Below are 26,712 nucleotides of genomic sequence, written 5' to 3' on the forward strand. Positions count from 1 at the left end.
CACCATGGCCCTGGCCCATACCCTCGGTTTTCCCCGCATCGGCGCCGACCGCGAACTGAAAAAAGCCCTCGAAGCCTATTGGAAGGGCGATCTGGCCCCGGTCGCGTTGCAGGCCGTGGGCCGTGAATTGCGGGCGCGTCACTGGCAGTTGCAAAAAGATGCCGGCATCGACCTGCTGCCCGTGGGCGATTTCGCCTGGTACGACCAGGTGCTCAGCCACACCTTGATGCTGGGCGCCGTCCCGCAGCGCTTTCAGGGCACGTTGACCACCGAAGGTTTGCCGACGCTCGAAACCTTGTTCGCCATGGCCCGAGGCGCCACGACGACATGCTGTGGCACCGATCACGGTCCCGCGCAACACGCCCAGGAATTGACCAAGTGGTTCGACACCAACTACCACTATCTGGTCCCCGAATTCACCGCCGGGCAAACCTTCGCACTGAGCTGGGAACAGTTGTTCGATGAGGTCGACGAAGCCCACGCGCTGGGACTTCGGGTCAAACCGGTGATCATCGGCCCGCTGACCTACCTCTGGCTGGGCAAGGCCAAGGGCTGCGACTTCGACAAGCTCGACCTGTTGGAGCGCCTGCTGCCGGTGTACGGCGAAATCCTCAATCGCCTCAAGACCCAAGGCGTGGAGTGGGTGCAGATCGATGAACCGATCCTCACCCTCGACCTGCCCCTGGCCTGGAGAACCGCCTTCGAGCGGGCCTACCACATCCTTCAATATTCGCCGCTGAAAAAACTCGTGGCCACTTATTTCAGTGGCCTGCAAGACAACCTCGGCCTGGCGGTGAGCCTGCCGGTGGACGGTTTGCACATCGACGCGGTGCGCGCCCCGGAGCAACTGGGACAGGTGCTCGATCGGCTGCCGACCTACAAGATCCTCTCGGTGGGCCTGGTCAATGGCCGCAACGTCTGGCGTTGCGAACTGGAGCAGGCACTGGCGCAGTTGCGACCGGCGCAGGAACGGTTTGGCGATAACCTTTGGGTCAGCACGTCTTGTTCATTGCTGCACAGCCCGGTGGACCTGGAGCGCGAAGACAAACTCGACCCCGAGCTCAAGAGCTGGTTGGCGTTCGCTGTGCAGAAGTGCGGTGAAGTCGCCGTGTTACGTGATGCGCTTAACGATCCGCAGGCACCCGGCGTACAGCAGGCGTTGATCCATAACCGTGAAATACAGGCCAGTCGCGCGGGCTCGGCGCGCATTCACAATGCCGAGGTCCAGGCACGTCTCGCGGCGATCGGCCCACGGGACAGCCAGCGGCGTTCGGTGTTTGCCAAGCGCATCGAACAGCAGCGCGCGCGACTCAAGCTGCCGACGTTTCCGACTACCTCCATCGGCTCCTTCCCGCAGACCCCGGCGATTCGCCTGGCGCGCCAGGCTTACAAGCAGGGCAAGCTCTCGGCCAGCGACTATCAAGACGCCATGCACACCGAGATCCGCCATGCCGTGCAAATCCAGGAACGCCTGGGCCTGGATGTGCTGGTGCACGGCGAAGCCGAGCGCAACGACATGGTGGAGTACTTCGCCGAACAACTGGACGGCTACGCCTTTACCCGTTTCGGCTGGGTGCAGAGCTATGGTTCGCGATGCGTGAAACCGGCGATTGTTTATGGCGATATCAGCCGGCCCAAGGCAATGACGGTCGACTGGATCCGTTATGCGCAAAGCCTGACGGACAAGCCCATGAAAGGCATGCTCACCGGTCCCGTGACCATGCTGATGTGGTCGTTCCCCCGCGAAGACGTGTCACGCCAGGTCCAGGCGCAGCAATTGGCCCTGGCCCTGCGCGACGAAGTGGTCGACCTGGAAAAAGCCGGGATCGGCATTATCCAGATCGACGAAGCGGCCTTTCGCGAAGGCCTGCCGCTGCGACGCGGACAATGGCAGGACTACCTCGACTGGGCGGTGGAAGCGTTCCGCCTGTGCGCCTCGGGCGTGGACGACGCAACCCAGATTCATACCCACATGTGCTACAGCGAATTCAACGACGTGATCCAGGCCATCGCCGCCATGGACGCCGATGTCATCACGATCGAAACCTCGCGTTCGGACATGGAGTTGTTGGAAGCATTCGAGGCGTTCGACTACCCGAACGATATCGGCCCGGGTGTTTATGACATCCACTCGCCACGGGTGCCGGATACGGCCGAGATGGTTTCGTTGATGAGCAAAGCGGTAAAACGGATCGCCGCCGAGCGGCTGTGGGTCAACCCAGATTGCGGCCTGAAGACCCGGGCGTGGCCGGAGACGGAAGCGGCATTGGTGAACATGGTGGCGGCGGCGCGGCAGTTGCGTAGCCAGTTGGCTTGAATCTTGTTGTTTGGACAAGCTTCCTACCTTGTGGTGAGGCAGGCTTTTGTGGCGAGGGAGCTTGCTCCCGCTGGGCTGCGCAGCAGCCCCAACATTTCATGCCTTGAGCCTATTTTGAGGTTGAAACCTTTTTGGGACCGCTTCGCGGTCCAGCGGGAGCAAGCTCCCTCGCCACAGGGTGCGCACCTGGCTTTAAATAACCACTCGGCAATCTTCATCAAACTGTCACGCAACTGTGGCAGCGCGCTTGAACAAACTTCATCAGACTCGCGCTCTACTGGGGTTCTGCGTTTTGGTGTTTGTTCATGCGTGTATTCATTTTCCTGGCCGCCTTGCTGTGCGGCCTGCCGTCGTTGGCGGCTTCTCGTTGTGATGTCAATGTCGCGACCCAACGGGTCGACCTGGACCAGGTAAGCCTGGCTTACCAGAGCATCGGGCGTGCTTCCGATCCTGCGCTGTTGCTGGTGATGGGGTTGGGTGGGCAGTTGATTCATTGGCCGGACGAAGTCGTGGTTGCCCTGTGCGAACAGGGTTTTCGGGTGATTCGCTACGACAATCGGGACGTGGGCTTGTCCGCCTGGCGCCAGGCGCCCGGTAGCGCCAACCTGACGTTCGAAGCCCTGCGCTACAAGCTCGGCTTGCCGGTGGCCGCGCCGTATTCATTGACAGACATGGCCGCCGATGGCCTGGGCTTGATGGACGCCCTGCAGGTGCAGAACTTCCATGTGCTAGGCGTCAGCATGGGCGGGATGATCGCCCAGCACATGGCCGCCATGGCGCCGCGGCGCGTCGAGAGCCTGACCCTGATCATGAGCACTTCCGGCGCTGCGGGCTTGCCGGCGCCCAGCGAGACACTGGTGCAGTTGCTGTCGCGGCGCGGCGCTGCGAATCGTGAAGCGGCGCTTGAGCAACAGGCCGACCTGCTGGCTGCGCTGGGCAGCCCGATGGTGGTGGATGATCGACAAGCGCTGCTGCATCAGGCCGCCGTCGCCTACGACCGGGCCTTCAACCCCGAAGGGGTAAAACGCCAGATCATGGCGATCATGGCCGAGCCAAGTCGGGTAGCACTGCTCAATCAACTGCAAGTGCCAACGCTGGTGGTCCACGGCACCGCCGATCCGTTGCTGCCGGTGATGCATGGCGTGCATTTGGCGGCGCACATCCGCGGCAGTCAGTTGAAGCTGATTCCAGGCCTGGCTCACCGCTTTCAAGAGGCGTTCAAGGAACCGTTGCTGGGCGCGGTGTTGCCTTATCTGCAACAGCACCGTGAAGACACGTCGCACTGGGCGCAGGTTGAATCGGCGCAGGTGCCGAACGTGCTCTGAAGGCTTTTGTTGCGAGGGTAGCGGCTACTGGGCGTGAGCCTGCTCCACCAGCCATTCCATCAACTCCCGCAACGGGCCCGGCGGTTGAGGTTTGCGTGGGAAAACCAGGTGATATCCCAGGCCGGTCCTGACCTTCAGGTCGAACGGCATCACCAGCCGTCCGGCGCTCAGGTCATCGCCGATCAGCGACCAATCGCCAATCGCCACGCCCGTGCCCTGGGACGCCATGGACATCGCCAAGTCCAGTGTTTCGAAATGCTGGCCTTTGCTGACGTTGTTCAGGTGCACGTTGGCCTCCGCCAACCAAGCGTTCCAGTCGCGCTCATCGGTGGTGGGGTGCAGGAGCAAATGCTGTTGCAGGTCGTCAGGCGTGCGCAGCGGCACCGGGCCTTCCAGCAAGGGGCGGGAGCAGACGGGCGTCAGTTGTTCGTCGAACAGGTGCAGGCACACCAACGTGGCGTCTGGCGGAGGGCCGTAGACCACCGCCGCGTCGAACGTTTCGCGCTGAAAATCCACCCCATGCCTGACCGTGGTGGTCAGCGCCACCGGCACGTCCGGGCGTTCCTTTTGCCATTGCTGCAGGCGCGGCAGTAACCAACGCATCACACAAGTGGGTGCCTTGAGTCGCAGGGCCTGGCGTTTTTCACCGATCTGCGCCACCGCCTCGCCGATCAGGCTGAACACCTGCTGGATCCGGGGCAGCCACGCCTGGCCCTCGGCGGTCAGGCTCAAGCCGCGCGCCTGGCGCAGGAACAGCGGATAACCCAGATGGGCTTCCAGCGCGGCAATCTGTCGGCTCACCGCGCCTTGGGTGATGTGCAACTGTTCAGCCGCGCGGGTGAAGTTGCAGCATTGGGCCGTGATCAAGAAGGTGTGCAGCGTCGGCAGCGGAGGAAGCCGTTTCATTGGATTTGAGCCATGAGGTGTGGACATGGCTAGTATGACTTTTTATCGATTGTTGCCGCCATGGCCCGACCGCTCCAATAGCGCCACCCCTGGAGAAAAAGGCATTGACGATGGCGACGTGCGGCGAAGTGTTGGTCAAGTTACTCGAAGGCTATGGCGTGGAGCAGGTGTTCGGCATTCCCGGTGTGCACACCGTCGAGTTGTACCGCGGGCTGGCCCGTTCCAGCATCCGCCACGTGACGCCACGTCACGAGCAAGGCGCTGGTTTCATGGCCGACGGTTACGCCCGGGTCAGCGGCAAGCCCGGCGTGTGTTTCATCATCACTGGCCCCGGCATGACCAACATCACCACCGCCATGGGCCAGGCCTACGCCGATTCGATCCCGATGCTGGTGATCTCCAGCGTGCAGTCGCGCAGCCAGTTGGGCGGTGGGCGCGGCAAGTTGCATGAACTGCCGAATCAGAGCGCGCTGGTGGGCGGCGTGGCGGCGTTTTCCCACACGTTGATGTCAGCCGCCGAATTGCCGGGCGTACTGGCCAGGGCGTTTGCATTGTTCCAGGCCGGGCGGCCGCGCCCGGTGCACATCGAAATTCCGTTGGATGTGCTCATCGAAGAGGCCGATGATTTGCTTGCCAGCACGCCGGTAAAGATCACTCGTGCCGGCGCGGCGCCCGACGCCGTGGCGCAAATGGCCAGGCTGCTGGCATCGGCTGGACGCCCCTTGATCCTGGCCGGCGGTGGTGCCATCGACGCGGCAGCCGAATTGACCGAACTGGCCGAACGCCTCGGGGCCCCGGTGGCATTGACCATCAATGCCAAGGGCTTGCTGGCGTCCCGTCATCCGCTGTTGATCGGCTCCACCCAGAGCCTGGTTGCGACCCGTGCCTTGGTGGCCGAGGCCGACGTAGTGCTGGCGGTCGGCACCGAACTGGCCGAGACCGACTACGACGTCACCTTTGCCGGCGGCTTCGAGATCCCCGGCGCGCTGCTGCGCATCGATATCGACCCCGACCAGACCGTGCGCAACTACCCGCCGAAGTTGGCGCTGGTGGCCGACGCCCGTGAGGCTGCCCGGGCTTTACTCGATGCGTTGGCTCAGTCTGCGCTTGGCCAGCGCCACGACGATTGGGGAGCGGTTCGGGTTGCACGGCTGCGGGCCGAACTCGACCGCCAGTGGGACGGCCCGACCTGTGCCCAGACGGTGTTCCTCGACACCGTTATGCAAACATTGCCCGACGCGGTCTTCGTCGGCGATTCCACGCAACCGGTGTACACCGGCAACCTGACCTTCAACCCGGAACAGCCGCGCCGCTGGTTCAATTCCTCCACCGGCTACGGCACCCTCGGCTACGCCTTGCCAGCGGCTATCGGCGCCTGGCTCGGTGGTGTCGACCAAGGCCATGGCCGCCCGCCGGTGGTGTGCCTGATCGGCGACGGCGGGTTGCAGTTCACCCTGCCGGAACTGGCCAGCGCCGTGGAAGCGTGCACACCGATAATCGTGCTGCTGTGGAATAACCAAGGCTACCAAGAGATCAAGAAATACATGGTCAACCGCGCCATCGAACCGGTGGGCGTGGACATCTACACGCCAGACTTCATCGGCGTCGCCACGGCGTTGGGCTGCGCCGCCGAAGCCATCGACGACGTGCCGTCATTGCGATCCGCACTGCTCGCCGCCCGCGCCCGGCCAGGCCCGACATTGATCGAGGTCGATCAGGCGCGCTGGCAACCGACAGGCTGAGGCCTTTGGGGGATCAAACAGTCATTCGCAACCGCGCCAGATCCCGCAGCGGCGGCGCGCCGAACAGGCGGCTGTACTCGCGGCTGAACTGCGACGGGCTTTCATAACCGACCCGATACCCCGCCGCCGAGGCTTCCAGCCCTTCGGCCAACATCAAACGCCGGGCTTCTTGCAGGCGCAATTGCTTCTGGTATTGCAGCGGGCTCATGGCCGTCATGGCCTTGAATCGATGATGCAAGGTCGAGACGCTGAGGTTCACTTCCCGGGCCAGGTCATCGATGCGCAACGGCTGTTCGAAGTGGCCGTTGAGCCATTTGATCGCTTGGCTGATGCGATGGCTTTGACTGTTGGCGATAGCGATTTCGTAGAGCCGATAGCCCTGTGGACTGCGCAACAGACGATAGAGGATCTCCCGGCGGACCAAGGGCGCGAGCATGGCGATGTCCTTCGGTGCATCGAGCAGGCGCGTCAGGCGCAGCACGGCGTCGAGCATCGGCGTATCCAGGCGTTCGATATACAGGCCGCGCCCGGCGGGGCGGGTCGGTACACCCAAGGGCCCCGCGTCGGCGATCAGCGCAGTGATTTCCGCCGGGTCGATGTCCAGGCGCAGGGCCAGGACCGGCTGTCCGGCGGAAACGTCGGTGATGCAGCCACTGAGTGGCATCGAGACCGAGACCACCAGGTAATGGAGCGGGTCGTACTTGAACGATTCATCCGCCAGGCACACCTGTTTGCTGCCCTGGGCCATGATGCACAGCGCCGGTTGCGCCAGCACCGGGGCGAACCTGTGCGGTTGGCTGTGTCGCGACAGATGCAGCGAACCGATGGCCGTGGCGTAGCTGCCGTCCTCGCTGGTGTTGCGCTCGATGATCGAGGCCAGTTCGGCGCGCTGGTGCTCCAGGTACGAGTCCAGCGGGACGTGGGCGTGATCGAGTGGCGACATACCGGGATCCTCAGGCGATAGAGAGCGATGAACAAAGCTTATGTTTGTGCAAGGCGCAGCGGTAGTCACATCCTGTTGAAAGCTTGCCTGATCCTGCACGACGGGTCGAAACCGGACCGGGCAACCCGGTGGAAACTTGCTTGAAACCTTTTGTTTCATCTGTCGTGTTTTTCAGAGCATCCGGGCTGGATGCGATGTGCTCGGTGGGCAGGATCGTGCAATAGCTCGGCAGGAATCGACTAACGAAGCTAGTGCATGGGCGCTTAACCTTTGATCCTGTCGCGGCCTGTCACCGGCTGCACAACGGATTACCTGGGAGGGTTGAACATGACTACACAGAACTCCGTCAGCCACATGGCTTTTGTCCGGGCATGCGCCGGTTGCAGCCAGCCGCTTGGCGCGCGCCTGAGCACGTTGATCACGCCATCGCGCCAGGCGCCCGGTTGCCTGCACTTTGCCTTGCAGCAATCGCAGTGCGACGCCGATTTGTGGCTGGTGTCCGGGCTGTGGGTCAACCAGCAGGCGATGGACGCCTATTTCAATTCCCCGGCGATGGCGATCTTCGCCGAGCTGGTGCAGGACCTGGTGGTGAGCAGCCTGGATTTTCATACTTTCCGCGAAGTCTCCGCCGCCCAGGCGACCGAACGGTGCATGGCGAAGGTACACAAACTGGCCGGTTGAAGGTTTAATGACGGACATTTTCAACCGCCAGGATGCGCGTTATGGCACGTAAAACCTTTGGAACCTTAGAAGCTATCTCCGCCGTTGTACCCAAGGAGGGCGGCGGTTACTACGCGGCCATCGCTACCAATGTCATTGGCAGCCCTGACAAACCGCGTTTCAACAAAGTGCTCGAAGAACAGTCCTTCCAGAGAGCCAGCGAGGCCGACGATGCGGCCGCGGTGCAGCTGACTCACCTGAAGGGCGTCGACGGCGAGGGCGGGTTGGTCTGGTAAGTCGGCTTTTGATCGTTCCCACGCTCTGCGTGGGGATGCCGCCAGGGACGCTCCGCGTTCCGCTTCTGGAAGGTGACGCAGAGCGTCACGGGATGCATTCCCACGCGGAGCGTGGGAACGATCCTCGCCATAGGGACCGCGCTGGTCTTACTTCGGGCGATGCATCTTGAACAACGCTTCCGGCCCCAACTGGAAATAATCCGCCGGTCCGCCGCCGCGCAAGATCGGCTCGGCGGCGGCGGTGTCATAGACCCCATCCTTCAACAGCCATTTGGCGATATGCACGGCGACCACTTCGCCTAGGATCAGCCAGCTCGGCACCAGTGCCTGGTCAGCGCGCCGCAGTTGAATGATCTGGGTGACCTTGCATTCAAAAGACACCGGGCTCTCGGCCACGCGTGGCACCCGGATCACCCGCGACGCCGCCGGCGTCAGGCCCGCCAGCTCAAATTCATTGACCTCTGGCGCGACCATCGCGCAGCTCTGGTTCATCTGCTCGGCCAGCGGGCGCGTGGCCAGGTTCCAAGCGAACTCGCCGGTCTGCTCGATGTTGTTCAGGCTGTCCTTGCGCCCGACACTGGAGAAACCAATGATCGGCGGAACGTAGTTGAACGCGTTGAAGAAACTGTAGGGTGCGAGATTCAGGCGGCCCTCGCCGTCCTGTGAAGAAATCCAGCCAATCGGCCGCGGGCCGACGATGGCGTTGAACGGATCGTGGGGAAGGCCGTGGCCGTTGGCGGGCTCGTAGAAGTGGATGTCATCGGGCATGGCAGAGGGAGGTCCTGCGGTGGAGTTTCAAGGGATTGAAGATAGTGCAGGGCCCCGCTGTTTTTGTCAGCACCCCAAAAAGTCGTGAGAGATTGCCTGTTTCCTATACCCCATAAAGAACTAAGCCCGGCCGAAGCCGGGCTGTGAGGGTTTGGATATTGGATTAGCTGATGGCGGCAGTGTTGGTGCGGTCAAAGCCATCTTCAGCGACGGTGGCGCCGTTGGTGCGATCGAACCCATCTTCAGCGACGGTGGCGCCGTTGGTGCGATCAAACCCATCTTCAGCGACGGTGGCGCCATTGGTGCGGTCGAATCCATCGGCAGCAACGGTGGCTGCGCCGGTGCGGTCATAACCATCAGCGGCGATGGCCGAGCTGGTGCGGTCGAAACCGTCGGCGGCAAACGTGTTGGCGGCCAGTACGGACAGGGTCAGGGCGATGATCAGTTTGGTTTTCATGGTCGTGCTCCAGAATGTTTGGCGTTAGGCGCCTTGGGTGTGGAGTTCATATTACGCTCGTTAAATCGATTAAAAAGCGCAAAAAAACGCTTAAAACAATCGATTAAATCGATCTAAATGAGATTGTCGCAGAACGGTCAATGAGGCCCATTACCGGCGTATCGAGCGGCGTTCTGTGGAGGGTGAGGATGGGGGGAAGGCATTAACAAGGGATTAATGTCAGATAAATCTCTCGTCATGAAACGACAAAAGGGGTGAACCCGTTCAGGTTCGCCCCTTTTGTTTGTGCGAGTGAAAGGTCAGTCAGTCACGATCCGCGAGTGCTTGCGGGTGTCTTTCATGGTGATGTAGACCAACAGCGATACCGCGATGCACGCCGTCACATACCAGTAGTAACCGGTTTCCATGCCGATGCTCTTGAACCACAGGGCGATGTATTCAGCGGTGCCGCCGAAGATCGACACGGTCAATGCGTAGGGCAGGCCGACACCCAGCGCGCGGATTTCGGTGGGGAACAACTCGGCTTTCACCACGGCGTTGATCGAGGTGTAGCCGCTGACGATGATCAGCGCGGCCATGATCAGGAAGAACGCGCCCCACCAGGTCTGAATGGTGTGCAGAGTGGTGAGGATCGGCACAGTGAACAAGGTGCCCAGGACGCCGAAGGCGATCAGGATCGGCCGGCGCCCGACCTTGTCCGACAGCCCGCCGATCAAAGGTTGCAGGCACATGAACAGGAACAGCGTGGCGGCGGAAATGGTGGTGGAGTCGGAAATGCTCATGCCGACCGTGTTCACCAGGTATTTCTGCATGTAGGTGGTGTAGGTGTAGAACGCCAGCGTGCCGCCCATGGTCAGGCCGACCACGGTCATCAATTCCTTGGGATGGCGCATCAAGGTGCGCATGGCGCTTTCCTTGGCTTTTTCTTTCTTGGTGAATGACTCGGTTTCTTCCATGCCGCGACGCAGGTACAGCGCAACGACCGCGCACAGCGCGCCGATGGCGAACGGGATGCGCCAGCCCCAGGCATATAGTTCTTCGGTGGTGAGGGTCTGTTGCAGCACGATCAATACGCCCAGGGCGATGAGCTGGCCGGAGATCAGGGTCACGTACTGGAAGCTGGAGAAAAATCCGCGACGTTCCTTGGTCGCCATCTCGCTCAGGTAGGTCGCCGAGGTGCCGTATTCGCCACCGACCGACAGGCCTTGGAGCAAGCGGGCGAACACCAGCAGGATCGGCGCGCCGACGCCGATGGTTTCGTAGCCGGGGCTCAAGGCGATGATCAGCGAGCCGAAGCACATCAGGTAGACCGAGGCCATCAATGCGCGTTTGCGACCGGCGCGGTCAGCGTACAGGCCCATCAGCCAGCCGCCGATCGGGCGCATCAAGAAGCCCACGGCGAAGATTGCGGCGGTGTTGAGCAATTGGGCGGTGGTGTCGCCCTTGGGGAAGAAGGCTTTGGCGAAGTACAACGAGAAAGCGGCGTAGACGTACCAGTCGTACCACTCGACCATGTTGCCGACCGAGCCGCTGAAGATCGATTTGATCCGGCTGGTGGTGGTTCTTGCACGGGCGGGCGCGGCAGCCGACCCGATGGGCAGGGCGTTGGAGTTATCCATTGAAGGATCCTTCGTTTAATTGTTTTTGTGGAGCGCGTTGGAACGCAGCCTGCCAGGGCTATAGCAGGAGCTGTGCCAGGTGGGAGAAGGCCGGTCTAGAGAGGTTTGTAATGTTTGATGAGCGGAAATCCGCTCATTGCGGATGGAGGCGTGGGCGGGAATCCGCTTAACGATCGTTCCCACGCTCTGCGTGGGAATGCCTCTACGGACGCTCCGCGTTCGGCTTTTGGGACGCGGAGCGTCCCGGGCTGCATTCCCACGCGGAGCGTGGGAACGATCAATCACGCGATCAAACCGGCGGCCTTACAAAAACGTTTCTCGACTCAAACCATGCCGCTGCATCTTTTCATTGAAGGTGCGGCGCGGCAGTTGCAGCTCTTCGAGCACCGCTTTCACGTCGCCTTTGTGCCGTGTCAGGGCAGCGCGCAGGCACTGAGCTTCGAAGGCTTCCTGCTGGGCGGCGAGGGACTGGCCCGGTTCCGTGTCCAGGACGGGCAGTTGATCCAGCCCCAGCACCTGGCGTTCGGCGACGTTGGCCAGTTCGCGCACGTTGCCCGGCCAATCGTGGCTGAACAAATGGCTCAACTGCGGACCGCTCAACGGCAGGGCAGGGCGGCCCAGGCGTTCGGCAGCGCTGTGGGCGAAATGTTCGAACAGCAGCGGAATGTCCTCGCGCCGCTCACGCAGGGGCGGCAGGCGCAGTTCGGCGATGTTCAGGCGATAGGCCAGGTCTTCGCGAAAGCGCCCGGCCCGGGCTTCGTCCAGCAAGTCTGGCTTGGTGGCGGCGATGATGCGCAGGTCCACGTGGATGCTCTGGTTGGAGCCCAGTCGCTCGAGTTTTTTCTCCTGAAGCACGCGCAGCAGTTTGGCCTGCTGGGCCAACGGCATGCTTTCGATCTCATCGAGAAACAGCGTGCCGCCGTCGGCGTATTCAAGCTTGCCGATGCGCTTGCCCTGGGCACCGGTAAAGGCGCCGCTTTCATGGCCGAACAGTTCGGCCTCGAACAACTGTTCGGGAATGGCCGCGCAGTTCAGCGCGACGAAGGGCTTGCTCGCCCTCGGGCCGAAGTCGTGCAGGCAACGGGCGACCAGTTCCTTGCCGCTGCCGGTTTCACCGCGGATCAACACATTGACCGGAAGGCTCGCCAGGTCCAGCACTTGGCGCCGCAGGTTTTGCAGCGCCCGGGAGACGCCAAGCAGCGTGGTGTCCAGCTTGACCCTGGCATCGGCCTGCTCGTGCAGTCGACGGTTCTCCAGCACCAGGAAACGCTTGTCCAGGGCCCGGCGCAAACTGCCAAGCAGGGCTTCCGGGCTGAAAGGTTTTTCGAGGAAGTCATAGGCGCCGTCGCGCATGGCTTCCACCGCCATCGGCACGTCGCCATGGCCGGTCAACAGGATGACCGGCAGGTCCGGGTCGCGCCGGCGTACTTCGGCCAACAGCTCCAGGCCGCCAAGTCCGGGCATGCGCACGTCGCTGAGGATCACCCCCGGGAAATTGTCCGGCAACTGCGCCAGGCAATCCTCGGCGCGACTGAACAATTGCACCTGGAACCCCGACAGGCTCAGCCACTGTTCGACGGCCGTGCGGATGCTGCTTTCGTCGTCGACGACGATGACCGAATCAAGCATGCAACTGCGCCTCCTGATCGATGGGCAAGGACACGCAGAATACCGCGCCGTTTTCATGGTTGTCCGCCGTCAGCCGCCCGCCGGATTCGTGAATGATTGCAAACGAAACCGCCAGCCCCAGGCCAAGGCCATCGCCCACGGCCTTGGTGGTGAAGAACGGGTCGAATACCTGGGCCAAGTGTTCCTCGGCGATCCCGCTGCCGCTGTCTTTCACGGTCAGGCTCCACAATTGGTCATCGGCTTGCAGGCGTACTTCCAGGCGCTTGAGCGGTTGGTCCGCCATCGCATCGAGGGCGTTGCGCAGCAGGTTGATCAGCACCTGTTCGAGGCGGATCGCATCGCCGCGCACCCACGCCGGGCGAGTCAGGTGCAACACGGTGCTGACTTGCTCGTCGCGCAAGCGTGTCTCCAGCAGCTGCAGGGCCTGGTCCACCACCGCCGCCAGGTCCAGGCGTTCGCGCAGGCCGCTGGGACTTTTGCGGGCGAAGGTTTTCAAATGGCCGGTGAGGGCGGCCATGCGGGTCAGCATGTCGTCCACCGGCTTGAGGGCCTTGTAGGCATCGTCGACGCGGCCGTGATCCAGCAGCAGGCGCAGGGTCGCCAGCTGCATGCGTTGGGCGGTCAGCGGCTGGTTGATCTCGTGGGCGAGCGCCGCCGACATCTGCCCCAACGCCGCGAGTTTGGCCGATTGCACCAGGCCGTCCTGGGCGGTGCGCAACTCTCGGGTGCGTTCATCCACCAGCCGTTCGAGTTCCTGGCGGCTGCGTTGGCGCAGTTTCGCCAGGCGCCAGCGCTGGTTGAGGAACAGCAGCAAAAACACAAGCGCCAGCCACAAGCCGGCGGCGGCGAGCCCGGCGTTGCGCAGGTCTTCAAAGGCGACCTGCGGGCGGCGCAGCAAGTGCAGCGTCCAGCCTTCGCCGGCTAACGGCAGCGACTCCCATAAATAGTCCGCCATGCCTTCGGGCGCCTCGACCCGCGCCAAGTGACTGTTGTCGTCAAAGCGCCGCAACGGATCGAAGGCCAGGGGCTGCAGTGGCTGCTTGTCGTATTGGCGGGTGGCCTTGAGTTCGGCGCGGTCGCTGTCGGTCAATGGTTGCAGGTGGCGATAGCGCCAGCCTGGACGATTGGCGATGAAGATAATCCCCCGCGAATCGCTGACCAACAGCGTGTCGCTGCCCTGGCGCCACTCGCGTTCGAGCTCCGGAAACTCCAGCTTCACCACCATCGCGCCGAGGAACTCGCCGCTGTCGCCAGTCACCGCACTGGACAAAAAATAGCCTGGTATGCCGCTGGTCACGCCCACCGCATAAAACCGCCCGGTGCCCTGGGTGCGGGTCTGGAGGAAGTAGGGACGAAAACCATAGTTGTGCCCGACATAGCTGCTGGGCAATTTCCAGTTGCTGGCGGCAACGGCGAGGCCGGTGTGGTCGAGTAGTTCCAGGGTGGACGACTGCGCGGCACCATTGATTTTTTCCAGCTTGCGGTTCAATGCATCCTGCTGCGCCGCGCTGACCGGGCCTTTGAGGGCATCACGCAACTGCGGGTCCAGTGCGAGCACGACGGGCAGGGCGCGGTAGCGTTCGATCAGGGTGTGCAGGGAATTGGCGTACAACGCCAGTTGCTGGCTCGCGCGGCTGGCGTCTTCCTCCAGGGCGACGCGTTCAGCGTGGCGCACGGCCAGGGTAGCGGCGAGGGCGGCGCCGGCGAGGATCAGGGCGATGGCCAGAAGCAGGCGCAAGGTGCGGGGAGTCGGCAGCATGCAGACGCAAACCGGTAGAAGTCGGGGGGCGAACCATAGCATGTTGCCAATGGCCAACCAAAAAGAGCAAGCCAGGACGATGCCAATCAACCGATGGGCATCATTCTCTGGCTCCGCTTCCCAATCAGCTCTTCGACTTCCGAGACCTGGTCACGCAGTGACTTGCGCACGTGTTCCGTTACGCTCTCTTCCAGGCGCTGCGTGTTCACTGGGCAGCCCCCGGATCCGTATCGTTGTAATCGTGATCGCACTGGTACCACGGATGGTAGACATGCCAGGCTTCATGCCCCTTGGCATTGATGACCTTGACCAACCGCCCCGGCGGGTCATAGAACTGCTGGTCGTGATAGCCGTGTTCGCGCAAAGAGGCGTCATTGATGTAGCGCCAGGCATCGGCGAAATAAGGGCGGTAGACCCGCGTCACCAAGCCTTTATTGTTGTACTCGACCCGTTCGCTGACGCGCCAGCGCAGGTCGGCATCCCGCTGAATCGGTTGCCCTTCGGAGTCCAATTCCAGCGAACCGTCCTTGGCCACGGCATAGGCTTGCCCAGGCTCGACCAATTGCTTGCTTTGCAAGGGGCGGCCAAAACCGTCGACCGTGCTGAGGGCGATGCGGATCTGTCGCAATGGATCATCTGGATAGCGGTCGGCGCTCAGCACGACGCTGTGGGCTGGTTCTCGGGCCGCTGCCTGGATCAGTGCCCAGAGCGAATCCTCGCTAACGGTGCGCGTTTCGAGTTGGGCCAGGCGAGCGCGTGCCGAGGCGCGGATGTGACCACTGGGCAGCAGGTAGCGGGCGCTGATCCACTCGTCGCGTATCTGCGACAGCTCCAGCGCACCCATCCAGCTCCTATCCTCGATACGCACGGCGCTGGCGATTCTTCCCAAGGTGCCCGCCGGGTCTTCTATGGCGTGGCCCGGTGTGAGGTCTTCGGGCAGCTCATAACTTTCAATGGCGTCGAAGCCCGCTGCAACACCACCTTCGGTGCCATGGAAGGTGACGCCCAAAGGAACCCCGTCCGGGCCGTAGAGCGCTTCCTGAATGTTGTCGTTGGCATCGGTGATTTTTCGCGGCAACAGCGAGTGGTAGTCGTAGTTGACGAGGGTCGTGCAGCCGTCCGGCAGGGTGACGCTCGTTGTCAGCAAATGATAGGCATCGTAGGTGACGGTCGTGAGGCCATGGTTCTGCGTCTCTTGCAGGGCGGTGACCTGGAAAAAACCGGCGAGGTCACTGTAGGTGGCGAAGCCGACCTTCTTCGACCAGAGGTTCTCGTTCGCGTCTTCGTCGGGATCTTCCGGCATGAACAGCGCCATGAGCTCGAAACCAATCGTGCGCAGCTCTGTGCGAATGTCAAAGGGTGAGGGCGCGCCAACGTAGGCTTCCAGCGCCTGCTCGTCGAACTCGGCGACTTCCAGCGGGCCGCGCAAGGCCTGGAACAGGGGAGCGCCCGCTTCATCCTGCTCGTAGGTTTGTTCCTCAAGGGCCGTCAGCACTCTGGCAGCGTTCCATTGCTCTGAATCCCAGTAGGCCAGGAACTCTTCGTAGCTGACCTGATGCGGGGCCAACCCTGTGGGCAGCGCACCTTTAGGAAGTTGCAGCCCGTTGGTTCGGGCGCGCCACGGCAGGCCTAGACGCTGGCGAGCCTGGTCAGCGGTGAGGTTATGATATTCGGCCCGACTCTCGACGATGTGGAATACCTGCTGTTGCTCATCATGGGCATCGCGCCACCAAGTGCGTTCATCTTCATCTTCATCTTCGAAGGGCGGGTCGTCGGCCGGGATCAGGCGACGGGCGTAATGAACGGTGAAACCATGGGTCGTCTGACCGTAGATGTCCCAGGCCAGACTGATGCTGTGCTGGGCTTGCGGGTCCTTGATAAAACCGTCGTATTGATGGCTGACTGATTCCACCGCCAGTACCAGCAGACTCTTGTGTCCGCTGTGGGGTTGGCGCAACAGGTACCGTTGTTGCGTTACGGTGTAAGGGGCGAGAAGGCTGGTTGCTTCGGCAGGGTGGGTCTCGCTGCGCAGTACATGGCCGCCCAGGGCATAGGCCATTTCCCTTGCGGTGTCCGGGTCGGGGACGATGGTCTCGTCGGCTCCGCCCGACTCATGAAGCCGAGTCAGCAACGTGGGGCCAAGGGGCGGTGCGTCGGGGTCAGCTTTGAAACAATCCTTAAGGGGCTGGTCGACGGTGCGACCGGTGTGGAACCACGTCTTGACCAGCACCGGCGCGGTGAAGTCGGCCGTCGCGGGGCCCTCGGGTTGCTCGCTGTCGAACTGATACAACCGAGCGAAGCCTCGGAACTCACGGTGATAGCTGTCGTAATCGCCCTCGAGATAGGTGAAGTGCTGAGTCAGGCGATTTCCGGTGATTTCGTCCAGCTGTTGTTGGCGTGCCACCAACGGCAGGGCCATGGGCAAGTAGCAATCCAGTGGTTCGCCGTCGGCAACACGTTGGGCTTTCTCGTCCAGCCAGAACTGCGCGCTGCTGCGATAGGTCAGCGTGCTTTTGCAGCCCATGTTGTTATCCGTGAGGCTGAGCAGATAGGGCCGCGTCGCGACAAAGTCATAGCGCCAATGCCGGGGTTTCAAGCCCGGGGTGTGATGGGGCACGCTCAGGACCAGGCTGGCGCAGCCCAAGCCTTGCAGATCGGCCAAGGTGACCTGGCAGAGGTTGTCATAGCGCACACCGGCGGGCCAAGCGACCTGCGTCGGTATTTGCGCCAGGCCATTGCCGCCGTGGTTGAAGTAGATCTCGAAACAATCGCTGCGCAGGTAGATCAATGCCGGCGCCCCGGAGCCATCCAGATCGGCGATCCGCACCCGCTCGGCATCGAACTCGAGGTAGGTAAATGGCAGGGCACTCATCACAAAGCCCTTGCCGAAACGCCCATGGCCCAGGTTCGGCCAACACTTGATTTCATCGTAGCGAATACGGCACAGGTCGGAGCTGTCGCTGCCCAGCATATTGCCGAACAGCACCAGCTCGCTGCGCACATTGCTGAACAAGGGCAGGTCGCTGTCCGGCTCATGGGGAACGTCCACACCCGAGGCAAAGCCCTTTTCACGAAGATTGGCGTACAACCGCACGCTTTTGGGGCCGATCATGGCCAGCGAACGCAGTCCGTCGCCGACCAGGTCGCCCAACTGCGCGGCGGGGTGCAAGAACTCAGTGGGGAAGCGCTTGAAGTTCGTGAAGGCTGACCAGCTGCGGTCCGGGTTGAGGGTATAGAAGCCGCTCATGCCCGGTTGGGCGATGACCCAATTGAGGCGACCGCTACCGGTCAGGTCGGTGAGCACTTGCATCACCGCCGAGTTGTCGGCGGCGACCGGGATGCTGGGCAAGAGTGACCACGGGCCGTAGCCGATCTCATCGCTTTCATCGGTCGTGGCGCGTTCAGGCTCGCGGTAATACCAGCCGTTGCTGTAGCGGCACAAGAAGCCAGGAATGCCTTCGCCGTACAGGTCGACACACTGGTAGTGCAAGCCGTCTTCCAGGGCGGGCATGGTCTGGAGAGCGAAGAACGGTTTGGGCTCGTGGTTCAGGTCGAAAACGCTGTAGTCCAATTCAACGGGCGGAGCGTTCTCGATCCGACTTTCTGCGTCCCATGCTTGATAATGGGCGGCGGTCAGCAGGCTATAGTCCAGGTCGGTGGAGGTATATTCCAGCAACAGTCGCCGCACCAGTGCGGGTTCGGCGCCGGCGGGGAAACGGTGGAACATCAACGCTTGGTGACACAGGCGCCGCGTGCCGACTTCGAAACCGTACCGGTAAGCGTGGACCGGATCGCTGCGCAGTAGCCAGTCATTCTCGGGAGGAGGCGCCCAGGCAGGTTTTTCCTCAAGATCGAGGGAGCGTTGTCCGTAGTCCAGTACCAAATGAAAGTGCCAGTCCAGCTTTGCCGGGTCTGTTTCTTCGAAGCAGTAGAAGGTGTCGCTGGCCGTGGCATTGCCGTAGCAGACCCGGACCAGGTAGCGTTGGGCGCGGTAGTCATGCGGGTTATGCGGGTCATCGGACTCAGCGGGATCGGTCGCATATTCATAGTAGATGTGCTCGCCCAACGGGCTGACTTCCTCCAGCAATAGCCACTCGGCGATGCGCGACGGGGCTTGCGGGTCGGCAATGCGCGACTCTGGACTTTTACCGTAGCAATACAACTCGCCGTTGCTGCCCTGTACGCGCCAGAACGGTAGGCTGTCGATGCAGGTCCAGAGTTCATAAATGTCGAAGGTGCTCTCGATCCTTGGGAAATAGCGCACCACTGCGAAAATACGGTCGCCAACCTTGCGGCTGGTCCGCCCCTCAAGATCAGGCCAACGATCTACCCCGTCGGGGCCGACCATGACATCGTCATCCTCGTAATGCGGTACGCCCTTGAGGGTTTTGCGCGTAATGCTGGGGATCGACAACTGCATGCCGATGCCGAACGTGCCGTTGCCGCTCTGGCTGTTGTAGTGCAGCGCCATGGCGGGCGTCAGGTGCCGGGCGCTGGACACGGGCAGCGGCAACTCAATGGAGGCGGCCCCTCGTGTGCCAACGGGGCCGAGGCCGTTGCCAATGGCGGCGATTGACGCGCTACCGGCGATGGTGGGTGTGATGATCTGGAGGGGCGCTTGCTCTGCCATTGACATTCATCCCTTTGGCCGCGCCAGGGTTGATTCCCGACCAGGGTGAGGATGCCAAGAGAGGGCGAAGGTGTAACCTGTCAGATCTTACAGGTAGACGGTGCAGTCGATGAATGGCTGTGTCCAAGCTGAATAAGATTTGAAACCCCCGTGGCGAGGGAGCTTGCTCCCGCTGGGCTGCGTAGCGGCCCTAAGATTTTGCGGTCGCTACGCAACCGAGCGGGAGCAAGCTCCCTCGCCACGAGAAATAGGTTGTTTGAAAAATATAAAATAAGGCCGGTGGGCTTGTCGCTCACCGGCCTTATTCATAGCTGGGAGTGCTTGTTATTGCACTTCCACCGCCAGGCTTTCGCTGATCTTCTTCTGCCAGATCGCTGGACCTGTGATGTGTACCGATTCGCCTTTGCTGTCGACCGCAACGGTCACCGGCATGTCCTTGACCTCGAACTCGTAGATCGCTTCCATCCCCAGCTCGGCGAACGCCAGGACCTTGGACTTCTTGATCGCCTGGGCCACCAGGTAAGCGGCGCCGCCGACGGCCATCAGGTAGACGGCTTTGTTGTCCTTGATCGCTTCGATGGCGGTCGGGCCGCGCTCGGATTTGCCGATCATGCCCAACAGGCCGGTCTGCTCGAGGATCTGGCGGGTGAACTTGTCCATCCGCGTGGCGGTGGTCGGGCCGGCCGGGCCGACCACTTCGTCGCCGACCGGATCGACCGGGCCGACGTAGTAGATGAAGCGGCCCTTGAGGTCAACCGGCAGGGTTTCGCCCTTGTTCAGCATCTCGACCATGCGCTTGTGCGCCGCGTCGCGACCGGTGAGCATCTTGCCGTTGAGCAGCACGGTTTCGCCCGGCTTCCAGCTCTGCACGTCTTCCGGGGTCAGGGTATCGAGGTTGACGCGACGGGCCGACGGGCCGGCTTCCCAGACGATTTCCGGATAGGCGTCCAACGGTGGCGCTTCCAGCGAGGCCGGGCCAGTGCCGTCCAGCACGAAGTGGGCGTGACGGGTGGCGGCGCAGTTGGGGATCATGCACACCGGCAGCGAGGCGGCGTGGGTCGGGTAATCCATGATCTTCACGTCGAGCACGGTGGTCAGGCCACCCAGGCCCTGGGCGCCGATGCCCAACTGGTTGACCTTCTCGAACAGCTCCAGGCGCATCTCTTCGATACGGTTCTGCGGGCCGCGGGCCTTGAGCTCATGGATGTCGATGGATTCCATCAAGACTTCCTTGGCCATCACCGCGGCTTTCTCGGCGGTGCCGCCGATGCCGATGCCGAGCATGCCCGGTGGGCACCAGCCGGCGCCCATGGTCGGAACGGTTTTCAGCACCCAGTCGACGATGGAGTCGGACGGGTTGAGCATGGCCATCTTCGATTTGTTCTCGGAGCCGCCGCCCTTGGCCGCCACGTCCACTTCCACGGTGTTGCCCGGGACGATGGAGTAGTGGATGACCGCCGGGGTGTTGTCCTTGGTGTTTTTGCGCGCGCCCGCCGGATCGGCGAGGATCGATGCACGCAGGACGTTTTCCGGCAGGTTATAGGCGCGACGCACGCCCTCGTTGATCATGTCGTCCAGGCCCATGGTCGCGCCATCCCAACGCACGTCCATGCCCACGCGCACGAACACGGTCACGATGCCGGTGTCCTGGCAGATCGGCCGATGGCCGGTGGCGCACATGCGCGAGTTGATCAGGATCTGCGCCATGGAATCACGGGCCGCCGGCGATTCTTCGCGCAGATAGGCCTCGTGCATCGCCTGGATGAAATCCACGGGGTGGTAGTAGGAAATGAACTGCAGGGCGTCGGCAACGCTCTGAATCAGGTCGTCTTGCTTGATCACGGTCATGAGTCGCGCTCCTCTCTAAGGCGGGAACATTCTATAAGGCAGCTTCAAGCCGCAAGCTTCAAGCTGCAAGCTCAGAGCAGTATGAGTACTGCTTCAGCTTGTTGCTCGGAGCTTGCGGCTTGCAGCTGACCTCAGGTCAAGGCACGCCGGGCATGCTGGCGCGACGCTAAAAAGGCGCGGCAGTATATCGCAGGCCGGCATCCTGTGGGAGCGAGCTGCCTTTGTGGCAAGGGGATTTATCTGTGGCGAGGGGATTTTTCGCTAAATCCCCTCGCCACATGGGGGCCAGCCGTCTCAAACAGCTGCGTCAATCTAGGCCATTGCTTTGACGCCATTTTTCTGAGCCAGAATTGAATGGTCATTTGTCGAACACGCCACTAAAGTGGCGTCTGGCCTGTAGCGTAGGACACCTCTATCAGCCCCCTTTCCCATGGTGAGTCACCGATTGACCCATAACGCCATCCAACGCCTTTTGCTGAAACGCTTCGCCCTGGCAGCCGCGACTTATGCGCTGGCACTGGTGTTGCTGTGGCTGGCGTTCTTCAGTGGCCATTACCTCGACTCGTTGCGCGGCGTCGTCATCGGCACGGTGTTGGTAGTGCTGTGCCAGGTCGGCTTGTTCACGCTGTTCATCACTGACCGCAACCTGCGCTTCGCCGACCCCAGCCTCACGGAAATACAGGTCTGGATTGGCCTGGGCTGGCAGACGTGGATGATGGCGCACCTGGACCAGGCCCGCGGTGTGTTCCTGGTGTTCTATGTGCTGATCCTGCTGTTCGGGCTGTTTCACTTGACTCGCCGCGCCTTCGTGCGCTGCGCGACGCTGGTGTTCCTCAGCTTCACCGGTATCACCCTTTGGGACGGTTACTTCTTCCGACTGCCCGACCCGACGCTGGCCGGCTTGCAGGTGTGCGTGCTGTTCATCGTGCTGGTTTGGCTGGTGTTGTACGCCCGCTACGTCCAGACCTCGCGTCAACGCATGCGCCAGCGGCGATTTGCCTTGCAGGCGCACCAGGACACCCTGCGCGGCATGATGCGCCAGCTCGAAGACCTGGTGGCCACCGATGAGCTGACCGGGCTGTTCAACCGTCGGCATTTCTTGCGCCTGGCAAGTCGCGAACTCAATACATTGCGCCCCGGCGTCGCCCATGGGCTGGCCTTGATCGATCTCGATCATTTCAAACGCATCAACGACCTGCACGGCCATGCCGCTGGCGACCAGGTGCTCCAGGCATTCGCGGCCGTGGCCACGGCCTGCCTGCGTGAAGGTGATGTGCTGGCCCGTTATGGCGGCGAAGAGTTCGTCATGTTGCTGCCAGCGTGCGACCCGGCGCGCCTGACGGCTTGTTGCGAACGCTTGCGGCTGGCGTTTACCGAAGTCCAGGTGATCGAGTTGCGCGCCGGCAGTCTCAGCCTATCGGTGGGCATGACGATGCTGGAAATGGGCGATGACCTGGACAGCGCCTTGCAGCGCGCCGACCAGGCCTTGTACCGTGCCAAGCGGGACGGCCGCAATCGTTGCGCCGCCGCCTGGGAGAACGTCGATGCCTGAGCTGAAAGTCACTGACCGGCAATGGACGGTGGCGGTGGGCGCGAACTTGCTGGACGCGCTCAACCAGGCCGGCGTGCCGGTGCCCTACAGTTGCCGTGCCGGCAGTTGCCATGCGTGCCTGGTTCAATGCGTAAGCGGCGATGTTCGTGACAGTCGACCTGACGCCCTCAGTCCTGCGCAGCGTGACCAAGGCTGGCGACTCGCGTGCCAATGCCAAGTCGTCGAGGATGTGCAGATCCACACGTTCGACCCGCAACGCGACGGCCAAGCCGCCGAGGTGGCGGCGGTGGACTGGCTGGGGCTCGACGTGCTGCGTCTGCGCATCACCTCGCAGCGGCCGTTGCGTTATCGGGCCGGGCAACATCTGGTGCTGTGGGTCGGTGGCGTTGCCCGTCCGTATTCCCTGGCGAGCCTGCCCGAGGAAGACCGCTTCCTGGAGTTTCACCTCGATTGCCGCGCACCGGGCCAGTTCATCGATGGGGCGCGACAGCTACAGGCCGGCGACCCGATCCGCCTCGGCGAACTGCGTGGCGGCGCGCTGCATTATGACCCCGACTGGCACGGCAAACCGCTGTGGCTGCTGGCCGCCGGCACCGGCCTGGCGCCGCTGTTTGGCATCTTGCGCGAAGCCCTGCGTCAGCAGCATCAGGGCGCGATTCGCCTGATTCACCTGGCCTACGATGCCGACGGGCATTATTTGGCCAAACCCCTGGCGGCATTGGCGGCCAAGTATCAAAACCTCACCGTGGAACTGCTGACAGCGGCCGAGGCGCCGCAGGCAATGGAGCAATTGCGTCTGTCTTCCCGACAAACCCAGGCCCTGGCCTGCGGTCATCCGGATCGGGTCGAGGCGTTTGCCAAACGCTTGTACCTGGCGGGGTTGCCGCGCAATCAATTGTTGGCGGATGTTTTCCTGACCCGTGAGGACGGCGCGGCCTGAGCCGCTGCTATCGCGAGCTCCGGCAACCCATTCCTTGCAATAAATAAAAAGCCCCGTCATTCGCATGACGGGGCTTTTGTCGTTCAGCGAGCGGTCTTTCAGACCATTGGATCGCCGACGTGCAGGATTTTCATCCCGTTGGTGCCGCCGATGGTGTGGTAGCTGTCGCCCTTGGTCAGGATGACCCAATCGCCGGTTTGCACCACGCCACGCTTGACCAGTTCATCCACCGCCGCCTGGCTGACTTCGCCCGGTTGCAGGGCGGCCGGGTCGAACGGCACGGTGTAGACGCCACGGAACATGGCGGCGCGGGCCTGGGTTTCGCGGTGCGGGGAGAACGCGTAGATCGGCACCGAGGAACGGATGCGCGACATGATCAACGGCGTATAGCCACTTTCGGTCAGGGCGATGATCGCCTTCACGCCCGGGAAGTGGTTGGCGGTGTACATGGTCGCCAGGGCAATGCTCTCGTCGCAGCGCTCGAAGGTCTTGCCGATGCGGTGGCTGGAGGTCTTGCTGGTCGGGTGCTTTTCAGCGCCGATGCAGATACGCGCCATGGCCTGCACTGCTTCGAGCGGGTAGAGGCCGGCGGCGCTTTCGGCCGAGAGCATCACGGCGTCGGTGTAGTCGAGCACGGCGTTGGCTACGTCGGACACTTCGGCGCGGGTCGGCATCGGGTTCTGGATCATCGACTCCATCATCTGGGTCGCGACAATCACAGCCTTGTTGTGGCGGCGTGCGTGCAGGATGATCTTCTTCTGGATACCCACCAGCTCGGCGTCGCCGATTTCCACGCCGAGGTCGCCACGGGCCACCATCACCGCGTCGGACGCCTTGATCAGGCCGTCGAGGGTTTCATCGTCGGCCACGGCTTCGGCGCGTTCGATCTTCGCCACCAGCCAGGCAGTACCGCCGGCTTCGTCGCGCAGCTGACGGGCGTATTCCATGTCGGCGGCGTCACGCGGGAAGGACACGGCGAGATAGTCGACTTCCATTTCCGCGGCCAGCTTGATATCGGCCTTGTCTTTCTCGGTCAAGGCTGGAGCGGTCAGGCCGCCGCCGCGACGGTTGATGCCTTTGTGGTCCGACAGCGGGCCGCCAATGGTCACGGTGCAGTTCAGTTCGGTGGCGGTGGCGGTATCGACGCGCATCACCACGCGACCGTCATCGAGCAGCAGCTCGTCGCCCACGCCGCAATCCTTGACCAGGTCCGGGTAGTCGATGCCGACGACCTGCTGGTTGCCTTCGGTCAACGGATGGCTGGTGGAGAAGGTGAACTTGTCACCGATTTTCAGCTCGATGCGCTTGTTGGCGAATTTGGCGATGCGGATCTTCGGGCCTTGCAGGTCACCCAGCAGGGCGACGAAGCGGCCGTGCTTGGCGGCGAGCTCGCGCACCAGCTTGGCACGCGCCTTGTGCTCTTCGGGGGTGCCGTGGGAGAAATTCAGGCGGGCAACGTCCAGGCCAGCCAGAATCAGCTGTTCGAGAACTTCCGGCGAGTTACTGGCCGGGCCAAGGGTAGCGACGATTTTGGTGCGACGGACGGACATGCAAGACTCCTCAAGTTCAAGCGCCAGCGAAGGCTACTATGGTCTTTGGGTGTAGTCATTGTTCATGTGCACTACTTATTCGTTTCTTTTTCGAAATGAACATTCGTGAAAATTTTTGCGCCTCCAGGGCTTTTCATATTCTTCGGTGGCGAGGGGATTATCTGTGGCGAGGGGATTTATCCCCGCTGGGGCGCGAAGCGGCCCTCCAAGCCAGTCACCTGGGTGTGTCAGGTTGATCGTTCCCACGCTCTGCGTGGGGATGCATCCCGTGACGCTCTGCGTCACCTTCCAGAAGCGGAACGCGGAGCGTCCCTGGCGGCATTCCCACGCAGAGCGTGGGAACGATCAGTATGTCTTTCAACCTTAAAAATCAGATGGTTGCACTTTGTTCCATGAGAGCTTGCTCCCGCTCGGTTGCGTAGCGACCGCAAAATCTTGGGCCGCTGCGCAGCCCAGCGGGAGCAAGCTCCCTCGCCACAAGAGTACTGCCAAGCTGTGTTTTCAGGCTGAAGATTTTCCTACCCAGGTCGATACAGAGCTCAAGACAGGAGAACCTACCCATGCGATTCGTGCTTTTTATTGCCCTGGCCCTCAGCGTTACGGGCTGCACCCGTTGGTCGATGAACCACCACATGAACCTCGCCTACAAGGCCTACGAGCGTGGCAACTGCGAGCAAGTCATGCTCGAGTTATCCAAGGTCGACCGCGCCAGCCGTGCCCGTCGCTACATGCAGCCGGAAGTCTCGATGATGCGCGGCCAGTGCCTGGAGCGGCAGAAGCTGTTCGTCGATGCGGCGCAAACCTATCAATTCATCCTCAGCCAATACCCCAACAGCGAATACGCCTACCGCGCCCGCGCACGGCTCGAAACCCTGCAGAGCCTCGGCCATTACCCGACTCGCAGCGCCACGGCTGTTCGCCCCACATCGTTCTGATCGCGTCGCGTTGAAACCATTGGCTCAAGACGATTGTCGGACCGATGACTGGCATCGTGTCGACCTGACGCTTGTGCCTGCGTGAGCTATATTTTTGTACAAGTCGTGACTAGAGCCTATGCTCTAATTTCGCAGCGTCACCTGTGACCGGCAGAAGTCCGCCAGCATGCTCGCAAAGCGTCTGGCACCGGGCTCGGGGAGAGCGGGCTGGTGTAGGCTCGTTCCGAAGCACTCGATTGGCCGTGTACGCGGCTGTTCAAAAAAGCGATACAAGACATGTACAAAGAGCGTCGCATTGAACGACATCAGTTGTCGTATTTTCTTGAGGTGTTTAACGGTATCAACAATAAATCCATCGGTTTTCTGGGCAATGTTTCAGAAAACGGATTGATGCTGATCAGCCATTTGCCCTTGATGGTCGGCGCACGCTTCGACCTGCGCCTGAAGATGCCTGCCGACGACGGGCCGCAGCAGCACATCAAGTTGAAAGCCACTTGCCTGTGGTGCCAGGAAGACGTGACCCCACAACATTTCGACGCCGGTTTCAGCCTGCAATGGGCACCGCCGGAGTACGGGCAGTTGGTGAGTGCGTTACAGCAGTATTTCTGTTTTTATCCGATGCCCGCATCGGCTTGAACCGCCGACTGCTTGCCGGTAGTCCGCTAAACCGTGGCGAGCGAGCTTGCTCGCTCGCCACGGTTGCGTCAGCTGCTGTTATACAGCCATCAACGCTGCACCTTCGCCTCGCTATCGAGCAATTTCTCCAGCAACAACACCCCCATCTCGCCCATCTGGTGAATCGCCAAGGCCAGGTTGCGCGGGGCGCCTTCCAGGTC

At 62.0% G+C, this 26,712-nt stretch carries 20 protein-coding genes; 9 read left to right on the forward strand and 11 right to left on the reverse strand.

Going from position 1 to position 26,712, the window contains the following annotated elements; all coding sequences use genetic code 11:
* Positions 1–4: 4 nt before the first annotated feature.
* Both metE and HU762_RS23235 read left to right on the forward strand, forming a co-directional pair.
* Positions 5–2,317, forward strand: a complete 2,313-nt coding sequence (gene metE, locus HU762_RS23230) for a 5-methyltetrahydropteroyltriglutamate--homocysteine S-methyltransferase (protein ID WP_186640963.1) — start codon at positions 5–7, stop codon at positions 2,315–2,317.
* Between the two features lie 305 nt (positions 2,318–2,622).
* The gene (locus HU762_RS23235) at positions 2,623–3,642 is read left to right on the forward strand and encodes an alpha/beta hydrolase (protein ID WP_186640965.1); all 1,020 of its coding nucleotides are present in this window, start codon (positions 2,623–2,625) and stop codon (positions 3,640–3,642) included.
* Positions 3,643–3,666: 24 nt separating this feature from the next.
* Here HU762_RS23235 and HU762_RS23240 read toward each other — a convergent pair whose 3' ends face one another.
* On the reverse strand, positions 3,667–4,548 hold the full coding sequence (locus HU762_RS23240) for a LysR substrate-binding domain-containing protein (protein WP_186640967.1): 882 nt from the start codon (positions 4,546–4,548) through the stop codon (positions 3,667–3,669).
* 110 nt (positions 4,549–4,658) lie between these two features.
* Here HU762_RS23240 and HU762_RS23245 point away from each other — a divergent pair, with 110 nt between their 5' ends.
* Entirely contained in the window at positions 4,659–6,290 is a 1,632-nt protein-coding gene (locus HU762_RS23245; RefSeq protein WP_186640969.1) for a 5-guanidino-2-oxopentanoate decarboxylase, read from the forward strand.
* Between the two features lie 13 nt (positions 6,291–6,303).
* On the opposite strand, the gene HU762_RS23250 is transcribed toward HU762_RS23245, so the two are convergent.
* Positions 6,304–7,233, reverse strand: coding sequence for an AraC family transcriptional regulator (locus HU762_RS23250; protein WP_186640971.1), 930 nt, complete (start codon positions 7,231–7,233; stop codon positions 6,304–6,306).
* Between the two features lie 327 nt (positions 7,234–7,560).
* On the opposite strand from HU762_RS23250, the gene HU762_RS23255 reads away from it, so the two are divergent.
* Both HU762_RS23255 and HU762_RS23260 read left to right on the forward strand, forming a co-directional pair.
* Positions 7,561–7,914 carry an antibiotic biosynthesis monooxygenase gene (locus HU762_RS23255; protein ID WP_186640973.1) on the forward strand — a complete coding sequence of 118 codons (354 nt, stop codon included), beginning with the start codon at positions 7,561–7,563 and terminating at the stop codon, positions 7,912–7,914.
* Positions 7,915–7,955: 41 nt separating this feature from the next.
* On the forward strand, positions 7,956–8,189 hold the full coding sequence (locus HU762_RS23260) for a hypothetical protein (RefSeq protein ID WP_186640975.1): 234 nt from the start codon (positions 7,956–7,958) through the stop codon (positions 8,187–8,189).
* A gap of 147 nt (positions 8,190–8,336) precedes the next feature.
* Here HU762_RS23260 and HU762_RS23265 read toward each other — a convergent pair whose 3' ends face one another.
* The 7 genes from HU762_RS23265 to HU762_RS23295 form a co-directional block, all read right to left on the reverse strand.
* Positions 8,337–8,957 (reverse strand): flavin reductase family protein, encoded by a 621-nt coding sequence (locus HU762_RS23265; RefSeq protein ID WP_186640977.1) that lies wholly within the window; start codon positions 8,955–8,957, stop codon positions 8,337–8,339.
* 163 nt (positions 8,958–9,120) lie between these two features.
* On the reverse strand, positions 9,121–9,414 hold the full coding sequence (locus HU762_RS23270; protein WP_186640979.1) for a hypothetical protein: 294 nt from the start codon (positions 9,412–9,414) through the stop codon (positions 9,121–9,123).
* Between the two features lie 299 nt (positions 9,415–9,713).
* Entirely contained in the window at positions 9,714–11,033 is a 1,320-nt protein-coding gene (locus tag HU762_RS23275; RefSeq protein ID WP_186640981.1) for an MFS transporter, read from the reverse strand.
* Positions 11,034–11,336: 303 nt separating this feature from the next.
* A complete protein-coding gene (locus HU762_RS23280; RefSeq protein WP_186640983.1) occupies positions 11,337–12,662 on the reverse strand; it encodes a sigma-54 dependent transcriptional regulator in 1,326 nt (441 codons plus the stop codon).
* Entirely contained in the window at positions 12,655–14,421 is a 1,767-nt protein-coding gene (locus tag HU762_RS23285) for an ATP-binding protein (protein WP_186640985.1), read from the reverse strand. The genes HU762_RS23280 and HU762_RS23285 overlap by 8 nt, the downstream gene beginning before the upstream one ends.
* Before the next feature lie 205 nt (positions 14,422–14,626).
* Positions 14,627–19,051: a SpvB/TcaC N-terminal domain-containing protein gene (locus HU762_RS23290; RefSeq protein WP_186640987.1), complete on the reverse strand. Its 4,425-nt coding sequence runs from the start codon at positions 19,049–19,051 to the stop codon at positions 14,627–14,629.
* A gap of 324 nt (positions 19,052–19,375) precedes the next feature.
* Positions 19,376–20,899 carry a fumarate hydratase gene (locus HU762_RS23295; RefSeq protein ID WP_186640989.1) on the reverse strand — a complete coding sequence of 508 codons (1,524 nt, stop codon included), beginning with the start codon at positions 20,897–20,899 and terminating at the stop codon, positions 19,376–19,378.
* A 445-nt stretch (positions 20,900–21,344) separates the two neighbouring features.
* Between HU762_RS23295 and HU762_RS23300 the strand changes: the two genes are divergently transcribed.
* Both HU762_RS23300 and HU762_RS23305 read left to right on the forward strand, forming a co-directional pair.
* Positions 21,345–22,451, forward strand: coding sequence for a GGDEF domain-containing protein (locus HU762_RS23300; protein ID WP_186640991.1), 1,107 nt, complete (start codon positions 21,345–21,347; stop codon positions 22,449–22,451).
* Positions 22,444–23,391, forward strand: a complete 948-nt coding sequence (locus HU762_RS23305) for an iron-sulfur-binding ferredoxin reductase (RefSeq protein WP_186640993.1) — start codon at positions 22,444–22,446, stop codon at positions 23,389–23,391. Before HU762_RS23300 ends, HU762_RS23305 begins: the two co-directional genes overlap by 8 nt.
* A gap of 98 nt (positions 23,392–23,489) precedes the next feature.
* On the opposite strand, the gene pyk is transcribed toward HU762_RS23305, so the two are convergent.
* A complete protein-coding gene (gene pyk / locus HU762_RS23310) occupies positions 23,490–24,941 on the reverse strand; it encodes a pyruvate kinase (RefSeq protein ID WP_186640995.1) in 1,452 nt (483 codons plus the stop codon).
* A 560-nt stretch (positions 24,942–25,501) separates the two neighbouring features.
* Here pyk and HU762_RS23315 point away from each other — a divergent pair.
* Positions 25,502–25,876, forward strand: a complete 375-nt coding sequence (locus tag HU762_RS23315; RefSeq protein WP_186640997.1) for a tetratricopeptide repeat protein — start codon at positions 25,502–25,504, stop codon at positions 25,874–25,876.
* Between the two features lie 276 nt (positions 25,877–26,152).
* On the forward strand, positions 26,153–26,512 hold the full coding sequence (locus HU762_RS23320; RefSeq protein ID WP_186640999.1) for a PilZ domain-containing protein: 360 nt from the start codon (positions 26,153–26,155) through the stop codon (positions 26,510–26,512).
* Positions 26,513–26,601: 89 nt separating this feature from the next.
* Here HU762_RS23320 and HU762_RS26805 read toward each other — a convergent pair.
* On the reverse strand, positions 26,602–26,712 hold a 111-nt coding region (locus HU762_RS26805), incomplete at its 5' end, for a DUF6124 family protein (RefSeq protein WP_238340430.1).

It is taken from the genome of Pseudomonas sp. SWRI92, assembly GCF_014268685.1.
Lineage (GTDB): Bacteria > Pseudomonadota > Gammaproteobacteria > Pseudomonadales > Pseudomonadaceae > Aquipseudomonas > Aquipseudomonas marvdashtae.

Excerpts from the sequence above, each read along its gene's own strand:
- HU762_RS23245 (WP_186640969.1), top strand. The coding sequence starts at position 4,659 with ATGGCGACGTGCGGCGAAGTGTTGGTCAAGTTACTCGAAGGCTATGGC.
- HU762_RS23250 (WP_186640971.1), bottom strand. The coding sequence starts at position 7,233 with ATGTCGCCACTCGATCACGCCCACGTCCCGCTGGACTCGTACCTGGAG.
- HU762_RS23260 (WP_186640975.1), top strand. The coding sequence starts at position 7,956 with ATGGCACGTAAAACCTTTGGAACCTTAGAAGCTATCTCCGCCGTTGTA.
- HU762_RS23240 (WP_186640967.1), bottom strand. The coding sequence starts at position 4,548 with ATGAAACGGCTTCCTCCGCTGCCGACGCTGCACACCTTCTTGATCACG.
- HU762_RS23255 (WP_186640973.1), top strand. The coding sequence starts at position 7,561 with ATGACTACACAGAACTCCGTCAGCCACATGGCTTTTGTCCGGGCATGC.
- HU762_RS23285 (WP_186640985.1), bottom strand. The coding sequence starts at position 14,421 with ATGCTGCCGACTCCCCGCACCTTGCGCCTGCTTCTGGCCATCGCCCTG.
- HU762_RS23265 (WP_186640977.1), bottom strand. The coding sequence starts at position 8,957 with ATGCCCGATGACATCCACTTCTACGAGCCCGCCAACGGCCACGGCCTT.
- HU762_RS23305 (WP_186640993.1), top strand. The coding sequence starts at position 22,444 with ATGCCTGAGCTGAAAGTCACTGACCGGCAATGGACGGTGGCGGTGGGC.
- pyk (WP_186640995.1), bottom strand. The coding sequence starts at position 24,941 with ATGTCCGTCCGTCGCACCAAAATCGTCGCTACCCTTGGCCCGGCCAGT.
- HU762_RS23235 (WP_186640965.1), top strand. The coding sequence starts at position 2,623 with ATGCGTGTATTCATTTTCCTGGCCGCCTTGCTGTGCGGCCTGCCGTCG.
- HU762_RS23270 (WP_186640979.1), bottom strand. The coding sequence starts at position 9,414 with ATGAAAACCAAACTGATCATCGCCCTGACCCTGTCCGTACTGGCCGCC.
- HU762_RS23320 (WP_186640999.1), top strand. The coding sequence starts at position 26,153 with ATGTACAAAGAGCGTCGCATTGAACGACATCAGTTGTCGTATTTTCTT.
- HU762_RS23295 (WP_186640989.1), bottom strand. The coding sequence starts at position 20,899 with ATGACCGTGATCAAGCAAGACGACCTGATTCAGAGCGTTGCCGACGCC.
- HU762_RS23315 (WP_186640997.1), top strand. The coding sequence starts at position 25,502 with ATGCGATTCGTGCTTTTTATTGCCCTGGCCCTCAGCGTTACGGGCTGC.
- HU762_RS23280 (WP_186640983.1), bottom strand. The coding sequence starts at position 12,662 with ATGCTTGATTCGGTCATCGTCGTCGACGACGAAAGCAGCATCCGCACG.
- HU762_RS23290 (WP_186640987.1), bottom strand. The coding sequence starts at position 19,051 with ATGGCAGAGCAAGCGCCCCTCCAGATCATCACACCCACCATCGCCGGT.
- HU762_RS23275 (WP_186640981.1), bottom strand. The coding sequence starts at position 11,033 with ATGGATAACTCCAACGCCCTGCCCATCGGGTCGGCTGCCGCGCCCGCC.
- metE (WP_186640963.1), top strand. The coding sequence starts at position 5 with ATGGCCCTGGCCCATACCCTCGGTTTTCCCCGCATCGGCGCCGACCGC.